Source organism: Aequorivita soesokkakensis (assembly GCF_001641085.1).
Taxonomy (GTDB): domain Bacteria; phylum Bacteroidota; class Bacteroidia; order Flavobacteriales; family Flavobacteriaceae; genus Aequorivita; species Aequorivita soesokkakensis.
Genome location: NZ_LXIE01000014.1, coordinates 1 through 13,808 on the forward strand (window position 1 = coordinate 1; position 13,808 = coordinate 13,808).

A 13,808-nucleotide genomic window follows, 5' to 3' on the forward strand; every position below is an offset into this window, starting at 1 on the left:
AACCGAGGTTTTTTAGTTTTACAGAGATTTTTTCAACTCGTAAACTCATAAACTCATCGACTTAATTCAACAGAAAGCTAACATTTACAGTAGTTTTAATCTCCATTTCGCCGAGGGCTATTGTTTGGTCACCACTTCCGGAGGAAGAATCACTCATTGCCATTTTATACATAGGTTGAGGTCCAACAGAATTATTAAATTCGCTTATGGAAACAGCTTTGCCTACTGTTTGGTTTAAAACAGAAGTATATTCTTCCGCCTTCATTTTAGCATTTTCAACCGCTTTTTTGCGGGCTTGGCTTTCCAAGGCAGCTTTGTTTGAGGACGAAAATTGAACTCCGTCAATTCGATTGATTCCTGTGTCAATAAGGCCTTTCATAACAGCTTCGTATTTTTTTAAATCCCGTAATTTTACCGAAAGAGATTGATTGGCAGCAAAGGTGTAGGTTTTACTATTATAATCGTAATTTTTGCTCAAGTTCATATATTCCGTTTTCACATCTTTATCGGCTATGTCCATTTTCTTCAGAAATTTTAAAACCTCGCTAATCGTAGCATCGTTTTGTTCTTTCAAGGTTTTGGTGTTTTCACCTGTATTTTCAACGCGAATGTTGATGGTAACTTCATCCGGAATTACACGAACAATGCCTTCGCCGGTAACGTCTATTGTATTTGGTGGTAAGGTGTTTTGCGCCATCATAGTGGTGGTTGTTATTGCTAAAATTAATAGTGTTTTTAAGGTTTTCATTTTTCTAAATTTTTGTTTGTTATTATTTGGCTTTTAGCTATTGGCTTTTAAATTTTACCTAATTTATGCAGAATGAACAAAAGAATTAAAGGAAGCGCCAGCAAAACAACAATCCATAAACTGGTTTCAAATAAATATGGGGCAAACAATAATGTTAAGGCATATCCTCCAATTGCTCCGCCAATGTGGGCGTCGTGGCCAATGTTTCCCATTCTTTTTTTCATTCCGTATATGGAATACAACAAATATGCCATCCCAAAAAGCCAAGCGGGAACAAAGCCGTAGAATAAAATATTTGGTTCAAACAGAATTGAGGAATAAACTATTCCCATAACGGCACCACTCGCCCCTATTGCGCTGTAATGGTATTCATCTTTATGAAAATAAAAGGACAAAAGATTCCCCACCAACAAACTGGCAACATAAATTATCACAAAATATGTCACACCCAAATTGCCAATAACAACATTTGCAAAAAAATAGAGCGTAAGCATATTGAAGAGCAAATGTGAAAAATCTGCGTGCAGAAATGCAGAACTGAACATTCTAATCTGCTCGCCACGGCGAATTCCCGCGATGTTGAACTTATACTTTTCGAAAAAAGCGAAATCGCTGAAACCTTTCATAGAAATAATGACGTTGGCGGCGATGATGACAATTGTAGCTATATCTAAATTCTGCATTTTGTATTGAAAACTTTATAGTTATTTATTAATTATGGATTTAAACTGAATATTGAATATTGAACGTTGAATATTGAACATTTATTTAATTAGTTTTGCGGTAACAATACTTATGCAAAGATTGCTTTATATACTGGCATATCCAATTCTTTGGCTACTTTCCATCTTGCCGATGCGCATTTTGTACATCAAATCCACTGCGCTCTATTTTTTGGTGTATTATATTATTGGGTATCGTAAAAAAGTGGTAAAAGACAATTTGGCATTGGCTTTTCCCGAAAAGACGCAACAAGAAAGAAACCGCATAGCAAAGCAATTCTTCAAACATTTATGCGATGTTATTTTTGAAACCATAAAGGCATTTACAATTTCTGAAAAGGAAATCCGGAAACGTTTTGTGGTTACCAATATTGAAATACTCGAACCCTATTATCAAAATGACAAAAGCATCCTTTTAATGGCTGGCCATTATGGGAATTGGGAATGGAGCGGAATTTTGAACAAGTTGATGCAGCATCAAGCGCACGCCGTTTACAAACCTTTGGACAGCAAACAATTTGACGCTTTGGTAAAAAAAACTCGCGAACATTTTGGCGGAATCATAGTCAGCAACAAAAAAATTGTAGCTGTTCTTTTCCGAAAGTGGAAAAAAGGAATTAAAACCCTAACCTATATTCTTTCCGATCAAACCCCAAAAGTAGGCGCTTTTAAACACCGAGATACGTTTATGGGAATTTACGTGCCAATGTTTACAGGAACAGAGGAATTGGCAAAAAAACTAGATTTTGCCGTACTCTACCTAAAAGTTGAAAAAGTGAAGCGAGGTTACTACACCGCCACTTTTGTTCCCTTGGTTGACAACCCAAAAGAATACCCAGATTTTCAAATTACCAGAATGTTTTTTGATGCTTTGGAAACCCAGATTCGCGAAAAACCTGAGTATTATTTATGGTCGCATAAGCGGTGGAAGCTGAGGAAAGTTTAAGAAAATTGGAAATAAAAAATTTCCTTGAATCAACTTATTAAGTTTTTATTTAAGAATTAACGATAACAAAAACCATTGACCTAATTATTTAAAGGACAATTTCTACAAAAAGAATTACATAAAACTTTAGAGCCAATTTGAATGAACAACGAACTAAATAATAAAATTTTTAATTTAGTTCCTTTAGTTACTAAAAAATTGGAACCAAAAAAACTTAAAGAAGATCCAAATGTGGATTTAGTTGGTATTCCTTTTTTATTCAATTTAGGAAAAGTCGAAAACATAAAAAGGTCGAGATCTGATGGTTATGGCAACATAATTGAAGCCTATAAAAATGGTTTAGGTTTAGATATTCAAAACTATCGGAAACTAAGTGATATTGCTAATCAAATAATCGAGTTTGAACCTTATGCAAGTTTTGCTACTGTAAATTTTATCGAAGAACATTTATTTGAATGGATAATTGAAACTTATAAAAACAATAAAGCTAAAAATGAGCCTTTAAATTATTTGCAAGATACTTTTGAGAATGACCTTAAAGAATATCACTTCTATTTTAGAGTACACGCTTTAGGAATTAACTCAAAATTCAAAATCGGAAAAGTAGATTTTACATTTTTTTCAGATGATTTACTTTTAGATTATTCTAAAAAATTCAAAGAGCAGTTTCCCGAAAAACCAGAGAAAGAATTTGAACTAATCTTTAAAGATTATATTTCAAAGCCAATCGCAAAAGTTAGTTCTAAAGGAATACAGGATAAAGCAAAACGAAATGCACAAAGGCAAGTTAATGTAGCCATCGATTCTTTAAAATGCTTTCTAATAAAAGAATCTATAAATTCATCTTCAAAAATTATGGATGCGGAATATAGGTTTACTGATAAATTTCCAAATTCATTCATTTACGACACAAGTTCTGAAAAATTTGACTTTAATCTACAATTTGAAAGAACAGACGGAATAAAGCCTATTTCATTGAATAAAGAAAAAATCGAAGAACTATTTAAATCTGGTTTGGGTGAGGTTTCGGATTTCATTTCGAACTCACCGACTAATGAATTGTCAAGACTAATTTTAAACACAATTTCAAGTATTGGAACTTATTCTTCAACAAGAAATTTACACGAAAGAGTAGTAAAAATAATTTCGGCTTATGAAATTCTTTTTATCCCTTTAAAAAAGGGAAAAGGTAGAGGGCTGACTATTATTAAATTAAATGTTTTACCAAAAATAATTGAAGTGAATGAACTCCAAATGGCAATAAAATTGTTCGTAGAATTTTATGATATAAGGGATAAATATCTACATAACGGTTTAGAGAAACACATCGATATTGATGACCTTTTTAAGGTTCAAAAAATTACAATATTTTTATTACAAAGATTGATTAGATTAAATAAGGAATTGACTAACTCTCTAGATTTACTAAAATACTTTGAAATAAAATAAAAACTGGCTTAAAAATATAAATATCAAAAGTAATTACTTCAAAATTTTAGGTTTCTAAAAAATTACAACCCCGCAATCCCCTCAATCTCTCCAATAATCCTATCCGCCAAAGCATCCGCCTCTTCCTGGCTTTTTGCTTCGGTATAAATCCTAATAATCGATTCTGTATTTGATTTTCGAAGATGCACCCAGTTTTCAGCAAAGTCAATTTTTACACCGTCAATCGTATTTATTTGTTCAGTAGCATATTTTGCTTCCATCGCTTTCAAAATTGCATCGACATCCAACTGTGGTGTTAATTCAATCTTCTTTTTGCTCATAAAATAAGCATTGTATTTTTTCCGAAGTTCACTAACGGCAATTTTTTCTTCAGCTAAAAAGCTTAAAAACAAAGCAATCCCAACCAAACTGTCGCGACCGTAATGTAACTCTGGATAAATAATTCCGCCGTTTCCTTCGCCGCCAATTACAGCATTTGTTTCTTTCATTTTTTCAACCACATTCACTTCGCCAACAGCGCTTGCAGTATAAGTTCCGCCGTGTTTTTCGGTCACATCGCGCAAGGCACGGGAAGACGACATATTTGAAACGGTGTTTCCGGGAGTGTTTTGCAACACATAATCGGCAACCGCAACCAGCGTATATTCTTCGCCAAACATTTCGCCTTTTTCGTCAACAAATGCAAGTCGGTCCACATCGGGATCTACAACAATTCCAAAGTCTGCGTGGTTTTTTACAACACTTTCCATCAAATCGCCCAAATGCTCTTTCAAAGGTTCCGGATTGTGTGGAAATTGTCCGTTTGGCGTGCAATGCAACTTTACGGGTTCAACGCCCAAAGCCTCTAAAAGCAAAGGCACCGCAATTCCTCCCGTGGAATTTACTGCATCAACAACCACTTTAAATTTGCAGCGTTTTATGGCATCGGCCTTTACCAAAGGAAGATTCAATATTTCGTCAATGTGCAAATCTATGTACGCATCATTTTTATGGATTTCGCCTAAATGATCAACTTCTGCAAATTCGATAGTTCCATTTTCTGCAATATCGAGAATTTGTTGTCCGGCTTCAGCGTTTAAAAATTCACCTTTATTATTTAGTAATTTAAGGGCGTTCCACTGTTTTGGATTGTGGCTTGCCGTTAAAATTATTCCGCCATCGGCATGTTCCAAAGCAACCGCAACTTCAACAGTTGGTGTTGTGGAAAGGTTTAAATCTATCACGGTAATTCCCATTCCAACCAAAGTGTTCATTACCAATTGCTGGATCATTTCACCCGAAATTCTGGCGTCGCGACCCACTACAACTTTATAGGTGTCTTTGTCGCGTTGTTGTTTCACCCAACTTCCGTAGGCAGCTGCATATTTTACGGCATCAATTGGGGTTAGGTTTTCGCTTTGCAATCCGCCAATAGTTCCGCGAATTCCCGATATAGATTTTATTAATGTCATTTTGTACTGTTTTTGGTTTGTGGCATTTTATACTTTACATTTCGTATTTCGTACTTCACACTTCGTATTTCAAAAGTTATTTTCTAAATTTATTTTTCAATTTTAAAAAGTAAAGCTCAAAGTAAGTGTAAGACAAATGAGCGATCAACAATGTGCCTGCGAAAGTAAGCAGATGTATTAAAAATATGGTTAAATTTTCATTAAGGTTTTGGAGCATTTCCAGTTTCAGAAACAAAAATACAACAGCATTTAAAACAATGGCGTGAAACATATAGATTCCATAGGAAATACTTCCGAAGTGATTTAAAATTTTACTCTTCACCTCCACCCCGCGATTGTTAAAGGCAAGCGAATGGATAAAGAATGCAAACAGCAAGCAAGTAAATGCTGCGCGAAGCCATAAAGGTGCTATCAAAAACCAATCGGTTACAAAATAAAGCAAAGTCGCAACGCAAATTACTAATGGAAAAACCGCCGAGCGTTTTAAAAATTCCAGTTTTTTCTTTTCTTCCAGAATTGCAATCACGCCACCAGAAAAAAGGTAGAAAAAAACAAATTTGAATTTATGAAGCACCTCAAAAAAATCAGACCAATAAAGAATGAAATACCCAAGTAGCAACACGGTCAAAATCCTTAAAATCCATTTCACATTTATAAAAAATAGAAGTGGCGCAATAACGAGATAGAATTGTTCCTCAATCCCGATGGACCAAAGAATTTCAAGTATGCCGCCGGGTTCGTAGGTTGTTGCGAAGACATTCGGAAGGAAAAAAATGTTGTAAAAAAGCGCTTCTTTCCACGTGTAATTTATTTCAAAAGGAATATTTAGAAATGGCAAAAGCACATTATAAAAAAACAGTCCAAACCCTAAAACGAGATAATAAAGCGGAAAAATCCGCAGAATTCTTCGAACGTAAAAATCCTTGATTGAAAATGTATTTCGAATTTTTGCACGATAAATAAGCCTGATTATTAAAAATCCGCTCAATACAAAAAACATATAAACCGCTTCCACTCCACGATGAAAGATGGGAAGCCCATCAAAATAAGGCAATCCCTGATGGGCGGAAAGTTGGGGCAAGTGAAAGAGCAACACGAGGGAAGCAAGGAAAAACCGCAATGGGTCCAAATTGGGTAATCGGTTCAATTTTCAGTTTTTACAGCTCAAAAATACATATATTTATTGAATGAATTTTTTAGCCCATATCTATCTTTCCGGCAACGAAGAAGGCGTTATTATCGGCAACTTTATTGCTGACGGAATTAAAGGAAAAAAGTATTTAAAGTATCCGCCACAAATTGCAAAAGGAATTTTATTGCACCGTGGCATTGACAGTTTTACGGACGCGCACCCTACTGTTCATCAAAGCACGGCGCGTCTTCACAAAAATTACAGTCATTACAGTGGTGTAATTGTAGATATATTATACGATCACTTTTTGGCTAAAAATTGGAGCAATTATTCAGATCAACCTTTGAATGAATATGTGCAGGATTTTTATGGATTACTTCGGAAAAACTTCACGATTCTTCCCGCGAGAATCCAAAAAATGATGCCTTATATGATCGCCGATAATTGGCTGCTAAGCTACGCGACCGTTGAAGGAATCAGTAAAATTTTGGCGCAGATGAACGTGCGTACCAAAGGGGTTTCAAAAATGAATTTGGCGGTTGCGGAACTCGAAGAATATTACGATGAATTTGAAGCTGAATTCACTTCCTTTTTTGATGAATTAATTGCCTTTTCCAACCAAAAACTAAACGAACTATGAGATTATCATCACTCGCCCTGATTGTATTTTTGCTATTCGCCTGCAAAGAAAACCCCAATGCACAACCCATAGTTGAAAAACCAAAAGTAGAAACAAAACAAGCAGTAATTGCAGACAGCGCAATGGTAGTTTCAGCACGCGCCGAAGCTTCCAAAATTGGAACGGAAATTCTAAAAATGGGCGGCAATGCTTTTGATGCTATGATTGCAACAAATATGGCTTTAGCCTTAACTTATCCCAACGCCGGTAACTTAGCAGGCGGAGGATTTTTGGTTTATAGAACCCAATATGGCGAAATTGGCTCGTTGGACTATCGCGAAAAAGCGCCAATGGCCGCCACAAAAAACATGTATCTCGATAAGGATGGAAATGTTATTCCGAACAAAAGTTCCATCGGCGCAATGTCAGTAGGTGTTCCCGGAACGGTTGCCGGAATGTTTGCAGCCCACGAAAAATTTGGAAGTTTGCCAATGGAAGTAATTTTAAAACCCGTGATAGAGCTTGCAAAAAAGGGCTATATAATCACCGAAAAAGAAGCCAAAGAATTGGAAATGTATGTTGCCTATTTTGAAGAAGTAAATGGCGAAACTATTCTTTATTCCGAAGGTTTAAAAACTGGCGATACGTTGAGAAATATTGCTTTGGCAAGTACTTTGGAACGAATTTCCAAAAACGGCCGAGCCGAATTTTACGAGGGCGAAACTGGCCAAAAAATTATTTCATTTTTAAAAGAAAAAGGTGGAATTATCACTTTGCAAGATTTGGAAGCTTACGAAGCCCAATGGCGCGAACCGATTGTTTTTCAATATAAAGATTTAAAAGTAATTTCCATGGCGCCACCTTCCAGCGGCGGTATCTGCTTGGCACAGATTTTAAAAATGGTGGAGCCTTATCCTATTTCCGAATACGGCCATAATTCAGAAAAATACATTCAAGTTTTGGCTGAGGCAGAACGCCGTGCGTATGCTGATAGAAGTTATTATTTGGGCGACCCGGATTTTGTGAATATCCCGACTGATTCATTACTTTCCGAAGCCTATATTTCCCATAGAATGGATAGCTTTTCCTTTGAAGCAGCAACGCCTTCCTCTGAAATTAAACCTGGTGTAATTATGGGGTATGAAAGTCCGGAAACCACACATTTTTCAATAGTAGATTCTTTTGGAAATGCGGTTTCTGTTACCACCACGCTCAATTCAACATTCGGTTCCTTATTGTATGTAAACGAACTCGGTTTCTTCTTAAACAATGAAATGGACGATTTTAGCGCAAAACCAGGCGAGCCCAATGTTTATGGCTTGGTTGGCGGACAGGCAAATGCCATTGCACCCCAAAAAAGAATGCTCAGCTCCATGACGCCCACCATTGTTGAAAAAGACGGAAAGCTTTGGATGGTTGTTGGAACTCCCGGCGGTGCAACCATAATCACTTCCGTAGCACAAACCATTTTGAATGTTTACGAATTTAATATGGATATGCAAGAAGCCGTTGATGCTCCCCGCTTCCATCATCAATGGTTGCCGGATGCCATTCGGTATGAATTTGAAAGATTTCCTAAAGATTTAATTGAGGAATTGACACAAAAAGGCTATCCCGAGAATATCGATACAGACCCAATAATTGGCAAATTGGACGCAATCTTAATCCTTCCCAACGGAAAGTTGCAAGGTGGGGCCGATAGTCGGGGTGATGATACTGCCAAAGGTTATTAAATATTTCCGCTCTTAAACGAAATCTTGTGCATTACATCGAAAGCTGTATATTTGGCTCGCAAAAAAGGTTAGATTTGAGGGAATTAACCGTGGATTTTTACAAATTTAAGATCGAGACTTTTTGAAGAAACTATTCATATTCGCCTTTGCGGAAGCTTAAATATTCTTTTTTTATCTCCTATTGCAAAAAAATAACAATCTCTTTTTTGCAGTAAATTCTTTTTGTTTCATAAATCCATTTTTAGTATCTCTTCGCCATATATGGCGATTTTAGCCTATGAGAAATAAATCTTTTCTAAAGGATTTGTATTCCATTATCGCGTTTGTGGTAAGTGGGGCTCTTTGTGCAGGGCTAATTTTTCTTCTTTACGAAAAAAACGAAAACACACTAGGTTTTGAAACTACATTAAAAAACCTAACCACCATTTTTATAGGTGTGAGCGGTTTCCTCTCAGCAATTTTAATGGTTTTTTTGGCCACTTCAGCAATGACTTTGAAATCAAACAAAGCCAAAATAATTGACAAAATAAGCAAGACGACACAAAAGATGCATAATTTCAGAAGTATTGCTGAAATTATGTTCAACTCAAATATTTGGCTTCCGGGCTTAAAGGATTATATTGAAAAGGAATTTGCAGAGCTTTCCTATTTTGACGTAAAAGAATTCTATAAAGGAAAGTCAAAATTGGCGATTGAGTTTCTTCAGGAAACACATCATTACGGCGAAACAGAAAACATTTATTTGGAATTGAAATCCTTGTTGATGACGAGCCCAAAGGAAAAGCACATTCCAGAAAATATAAATTACCCAGTTTTTTACAACAACAACATTATAGATAAGTGGGTTGAGCATAAATCCGGTTCGGGACTTTGGTATGTTTTTGGTTATAAATATGGCGCTTATAAAGATTCCATAAACCTAGAAGCCATTTTTGAAAGACATCAAGAAAAAATTCTCACTTTAGCAAATACAATAGATGGTGAGCTTTTTGAAAATTCTTCCTTTAATGAAGTTTTTTTCGCTAAACTTTGGGAGCATTTAACAAAAGATGTTATCCCTAAACTATACCAATTTCAGAGCCAAATGCAGAGAAAAACACCGCGATTGGTGCGTTATTTATATATAATTTTTTTACTGCTGATGGTTTTCGGGGTATTGCTTCCGCTTATTTATTTGATGATTGATTTTTCAACTTGGGCAATTATTGTGGGTTATTCCATTGTTATTAGCACCATTTTCTACATTGCAGTAACCTTTCACGATTTTCTTTCCAAAGAAGTAAATCAGTAAATTTTTAAGAAAAAATCGTCAAAAATTAACACCTACAGGATGGCATGCATTCTTTATTTTCGGTTCAATTAAGTACCTTTGCAAGCTATGCTGAAAAATGAGGATTTTATTGAAGTTTTGGGCGCCCGCGTCCACAACTTAAAGAACATTGACGTTCGAATTCCACGAGAAAAATTAGTAGTAATTACAGGGCTTTCCGGCAGCGGAAAATCCTCTTTGGCATTTGATACTATTTATGCCGAAGGACAGCGCCGTTATATTGAAACATTTTCTGCTTATGCACGTCAGTTTTTGGGAAGTTTGGAACGGCCCGATGTAGATAAAATTGAAGGCCTTTCCCCCGTAATTGCAATTGAGCAAAAAACTACAAGCAAAAGTCCGCGTTCTACTGTAGGCACCATTACAGAAATTTATGATTTTCTTCGTCTTTTTTATGCACGTGCAAGTGATGCGTATAGCTACAACACGGGCGAAAAAATGGTCAGTTACAGTGATGAGCAAATAAAACAGCTTATACTGGAAGATTTTGCCGATAAAAAAGTGAGCGTTCTCGCTCCAATAATCCGTTCCCGAAAAGGACATTACCGCGAGCTTTTTGAACAGATTGCCAAACAAGGTTTTCTAAAAGTTCGCGTGGATGGCGAGGTTCGAGATATTGTAAAGGGAATGAAAGTGGACCGCTACAAAACCCACGATATTGAAATTGTAATTGACAGATTAAAAGTTCCCTCTCCTTCCGAAGCTTCAGCGAAGGAAGGCAAAGAAAGCGATAACACCAAACGTCTTTCGGAAACCATAAATACAGCAATGTACCACGGCGATGATGTGCTGATGGTCTTGGACAACGACACCCATGAAGCACGCTATTTCAGCCGTTCGTTGATGTGTCCGTCTTCGGGAATTTCCTATCCAAATCCGGAGCCGAACAATTTTTCGTTCAACTCGCCAAAAGGGATGTGCCCAAACTGTAAAGGGCTTGGAAAACTTTACGAAGTAAATTTGAACAAGCTCGTTCCAAATCCAAAACTTTCCATAAAACAAGGAGCCTTGGCCGCGCACGGCCCACAAAAGAACAATTGGGTTTTTAAGCAACTTGAATTGATTGCGGAACGCTTCAACTTTAAGTTGAGCGATCCGTTTGAAAGCATTCCGCAGCAAGCAAAAGATGTAATTTTTTTCGGTGGAAATGAAAAATTTGATGTCGCTTCCAAGGAACTTGGCATTACCCGAAGCTATAAAATAGATTTTGAGGGCGTTGCTAGCTTTATTCAAAATACATTTGATGCCAATGAAACCACTTCCCTAAAACGTTGGGCCAAGGAATATATGGACAAAATTCCCTGCCCTGAATGCAACGGAACAAGGCTTCGGAAGGAATCGCTTTATTTTAAAGTAAACGGAAAAAACATCGCCGAACTCGCCAATATGGACGTGGTTGAATTGGCGGAATGGTTCGCAAATCTCGACAAAAGCCTTTCTGAGACACAACTTAAAATCGCTTCGGAAATTATAAAGGAAGTGCGTTCAAGACTTCAGTTTTTGGTGGATGTTGGGTTAACGTATTTGGCTTTGGATCGCAGTTCAAAATCGCTTTCGGGTGGTGAAGCGCAGCGAATTCGTTTAGCAACGCAGATTGGTTCGCAGTTGGTGGGGGTGCTGTATATTTTGGATGAGCCCAGCATTGGCCTGCATCAGCGCGACAATGAACGCTTGATTTTTTCACTTAAACAATTAAGGGTAATCGGGAACTCTGTTATTGTTGTGGAGCACGACAAAGATATGATTGAAAGTGCCGATTACGTTATTGACATTGGGCCCGCGGCGGGAAGACATGGCGGCGAGATTGTTTCCGAAGGCACTCCCAAAGAAATAGAAAAACACAACACACTTACCGCAGATTATTTGAGCGGAAAGAAAAAAATTGAAATCCCAAAAAAACGCAGAAAAGGAAACGGAAAGACCCTAACGTTGAAAGGTGCTTCGGGAAATAACCTTAAAAATATTTCAGTTGAATTTCCATTGGGAAAAATGATAGGTGTGACGGGCGTTTCGGGTAGCGGAAAATCTACGCTTATAAACGAGACCCTCTACCCTATTTTAAACGCACATTTTTTCAACGGAGTAAAAAAACCGATGCCGTACAAAAAGATTGAAGGGCTTGAGAATATCGATAAAGTGATCGATATAAACCAGTCGCCCATCGGCAGAACGCCTCGAAGCAATCCGGCAACATATACTGGCGTTTTTTCAGAAATACGGAGTCTTTTCGCCAAAACTCCCGAAGCGATGATCCGTGGATACAAACCCGGCCGTTTCAGTTTCAACGTTGCCGGCGGACGTTGTGAAACCTGTAAAGGTGCCGGTTTACGCGTTATTGAAATGAATTTCCTGCCCGATGTTTATGTGGAATGTGAAACCTGTCAAGGGAAACGTTTCAATCGTGAAACGTTGGAAATTCGTTACAAAGGCAAATCTATTTATGACGTTTTGGAAATGACCATCAATGAAGCAGATGTCTTTTTCGAGAACATTCCAAAAATACACCGAAAAGTAAAGACAATTAAAGATGTAGGATTGGGTTATATTACGCTCGGCCAGCAATCCACAACGCTTTCGGGCGGAGAGGCGCAACGCATAAAATTGTCCACAGAGCTTTCCAAACGCGATACCGGCAATACTTTTTATATTTTGGACGAACCCACAACCGGGCTTCATTTTGAAGACATCCGCGTATTGATGATTGTACTGAACAAACTGGTTGATAAAGGCAATACGGTGTTGATAATTGAACACAATCTGGACGTTATCAAAACCGTTGACTATATAATAGACATTGGTCCCGAAGGAGGAAAACAGGGCGGAAAAATTATGGCTTTGGGTACACCAGAGGAAATTGCTGATGACAAAAAAAGCTATACGGCGCGATTCCTTAAAAAAGAGCTACATTAGTTGATGGATGTTGGGTGCTGGATGAATTATATTTAATACTGATTACTGAATTACTGAAAACTGAATAAATGAGAAATGAACAAACGCCTAAAAACTGGAACGAGGTAAAAACAAACGACTCTTGGGCGATTTTTAAAATCATGGGAGAGTTTGTAAACGGTTATGAAAAAATGAGCCGTATTGGTCCCTGTGTTTCAATTTTTGGATCTGCACGAACAAAACCCGACCATAAATATTACAAGCTTGCCGAAAGCATCGCCAAAAAAATTACCGAAAATGGCTATGGTGTCATTACCGGCGGTGGCCCCGGAATTATGGAAGCTGGAAACAAAGGCGCACATTTGGCTGGCGGTACTTCCGTAGGTTTAAACATTGCATTGCCTTTTGAACAGCATGATAACCCGTATATTGACAGCGATAAAAGTATTGATTTTGATTACTTTTTTGTTCGGAAAGTAATGTTCGTGAAATATTCGCAGGGGTTTGTGGTAATGCCCGGAGGTTTTGGAACACTGGATGAATTCTTTGAAGCCCTAACCTTAATACAGACCCATAAAATTGACAAATTTCCAATAATACTTGTTGGTACCGAGTTTTGGGGAGGTCTTTTTGAATGGGTGAAAACAACGCTTTTACACGCCAATAATAACGTGAATGCCGAAGATTTAGACCTTGTGCATTTAGTGGATACCGAAGATGAAGTTCTTACTATTTTGAATGAATTCTACAACGAATACAATCTAAGCCCGAACTTTTAATCTTCATAAA

11 protein-coding genes are annotated in these 13,808 nt (G+C 37.3%); 7 read left to right on the plus strand and 4 right to left on the minus strand.

Annotated elements, in window-relative coordinates; all coding sequences use genetic code 11:
- Window positions 1–61 precede the first annotated feature (61 nt).
- Both A7A78_RS07675 and A7A78_RS07680 read right to left on the minus strand, forming a co-directional pair.
- Window positions 62–748, minus strand: coding sequence for an SIMPL domain-containing protein (locus A7A78_RS07675; protein ID WP_068761877.1), 687 nt, complete (start codon window positions 746–748; stop codon window positions 62–64).
- A 47-nt stretch (window positions 749–795) separates the two neighbouring features.
- Window positions 796–1,431, minus strand: coding sequence for a rhomboid family intramembrane serine protease (locus tag A7A78_RS07680; RefSeq protein ID WP_068761878.1), 636 nt, complete (start codon window positions 1,429–1,431; stop codon window positions 796–798).
- 112 nt (window positions 1,432–1,543) lie between these two features.
- Between A7A78_RS07680 and A7A78_RS07685 the strand changes: the two genes are divergently transcribed.
- Complete coding sequence (locus A7A78_RS07685; protein ID WP_068761879.1) at window positions 1,544–2,416, plus strand: lysophospholipid acyltransferase family protein; 873 nt, start codon at window positions 1,544–1,546, stop codon at window positions 2,414–2,416.
- 141 nt (window positions 2,417–2,557) lie between these two features.
- Window positions 2,558–3,865: a hypothetical protein gene (locus A7A78_RS07690; RefSeq protein ID WP_068761880.1), complete on the plus strand. Its 1,308-nt coding sequence runs from the start codon at window positions 2,558–2,560 to the stop codon at window positions 3,863–3,865.
- A 62-nt stretch (window positions 3,866–3,927) separates the two neighbouring features.
- Here the strand turns inward: A7A78_RS07690 and glmM are convergent, their stop codons facing one another.
- Both glmM and A7A78_RS07700 read right to left on the minus strand, forming a co-directional pair.
- Complete coding sequence (gene glmM / locus A7A78_RS07695; protein WP_068761881.1) at window positions 3,928–5,316, minus strand: phosphoglucosamine mutase; 1,389 nt, start codon at window positions 5,314–5,316, stop codon at window positions 3,928–3,930.
- Between the two features lie 76 nt (window positions 5,317–5,392).
- Complete coding sequence (locus tag A7A78_RS07700; protein WP_068761882.1) at window positions 5,393–6,463, minus strand: acyltransferase family protein; 1,071 nt, start codon at window positions 6,461–6,463, stop codon at window positions 5,393–5,395.
- A 40-nt stretch (window positions 6,464–6,503) separates the two neighbouring features.
- On the opposite strand from A7A78_RS07700, the gene A7A78_RS07705 reads away from it, so the two are divergent.
- The 5 genes from A7A78_RS07705 (at window position 6,504) to A7A78_RS07725 (ending at window position 13,798) form a co-directional block, all read left to right on the plus strand.
- Window positions 6,504–7,088: an acyl carrier protein phosphodiesterase gene (locus A7A78_RS07705; RefSeq protein WP_068761883.1), complete on the plus strand. Its 585-nt coding sequence runs from the start codon at window positions 6,504–6,506 to the stop codon at window positions 7,086–7,088.
- The gene (gene ggt / locus A7A78_RS07710; RefSeq protein ID WP_068761884.1) at window positions 7,085–8,800 is read left to right on the plus strand and encodes a gamma-glutamyltransferase; all 1,716 of its coding nucleotides are present in this window, start codon (window positions 7,085–7,087) and stop codon (window positions 8,798–8,800) included. Before A7A78_RS07705 ends, ggt begins: the two co-directional genes overlap by 4 nt.
- 277 nt (window positions 8,801–9,077) lie before the next feature.
- Entirely contained in the window at window positions 9,078–10,091 is a 1,014-nt protein-coding gene (locus A7A78_RS07715) for a hypothetical protein (protein WP_068761885.1), read from the plus strand.
- A gap of 87 nt (window positions 10,092–10,178) precedes the next feature.
- Window positions 10,179–13,040 carry an excinuclease ABC subunit UvrA gene (gene uvrA / locus A7A78_RS07720; RefSeq protein ID WP_068761886.1) on the plus strand — a complete coding sequence of 954 codons (2,862 nt, stop codon included), beginning with the start codon at window positions 10,179–10,181 and terminating at the stop codon, window positions 13,038–13,040.
- Between the two features lie 68 nt (window positions 13,041–13,108).
- The gene (locus A7A78_RS07725; protein ID WP_068761887.1) at window positions 13,109–13,798 is read left to right on the plus strand and encodes an LOG family protein; all 690 of its coding nucleotides are present in this window, start codon (window positions 13,109–13,111) and stop codon (window positions 13,796–13,798) included.
- Window positions 13,799–13,808 lie beyond the last annotated feature (10 nt).

What these genes read in the sequence shown, in the direction of transcription:
- A7A78_RS07675 (WP_068761877.1), bottom strand. Translation starts at nt 748, where the DNA reads ATGAAAACCTTAAAAACACTATTAATTTTAGCAATAACAACCACCACT.
- A7A78_RS07680 (WP_068761878.1), bottom strand. Translation starts at nt 1,431, where the DNA reads ATGCAGAATTTAGATATAGCTACAATTGTCATCATCGCCGCCAACGTC.
- A7A78_RS07685 (WP_068761879.1), top strand. Translation starts at nt 1,544, where the DNA reads ATGCAAAGATTGCTTTATATACTGGCATATCCAATTCTTTGGCTACTT.
- A7A78_RS07690 (WP_068761880.1), top strand. Translation starts at nt 2,558, where the DNA reads ATGAACAACGAACTAAATAATAAAATTTTTAATTTAGTTCCTTTAGTT.
- glmM (WP_068761881.1), bottom strand. Translation starts at nt 5,316, where the DNA reads ATGACATTAATAAAATCTATATCGGGAATTCGCGGAACTATTGGCGGA.
- A7A78_RS07705 (WP_068761883.1), top strand. Translation starts at nt 6,504, where the DNA reads ATGAATTTTTTAGCCCATATCTATCTTTCCGGCAACGAAGAAGGCGTT.
- ggt (WP_068761884.1), top strand. Translation starts at nt 7,085, where the DNA reads ATGAGATTATCATCACTCGCCCTGATTGTATTTTTGCTATTCGCCTGC.
- A7A78_RS07715 (WP_068761885.1), top strand. Translation starts at nt 9,078, where the DNA reads ATGAGAAATAAATCTTTTCTAAAGGATTTGTATTCCATTATCGCGTTT.
- uvrA (WP_068761886.1), top strand. Translation starts at nt 10,179, where the DNA reads ATGCTGAAAAATGAGGATTTTATTGAAGTTTTGGGCGCCCGCGTCCAC.
- A7A78_RS07725 (WP_068761887.1), top strand. Translation starts at nt 13,109, where the DNA reads ATGAGAAATGAACAAACGCCTAAAAACTGGAACGAGGTAAAAACAAAC.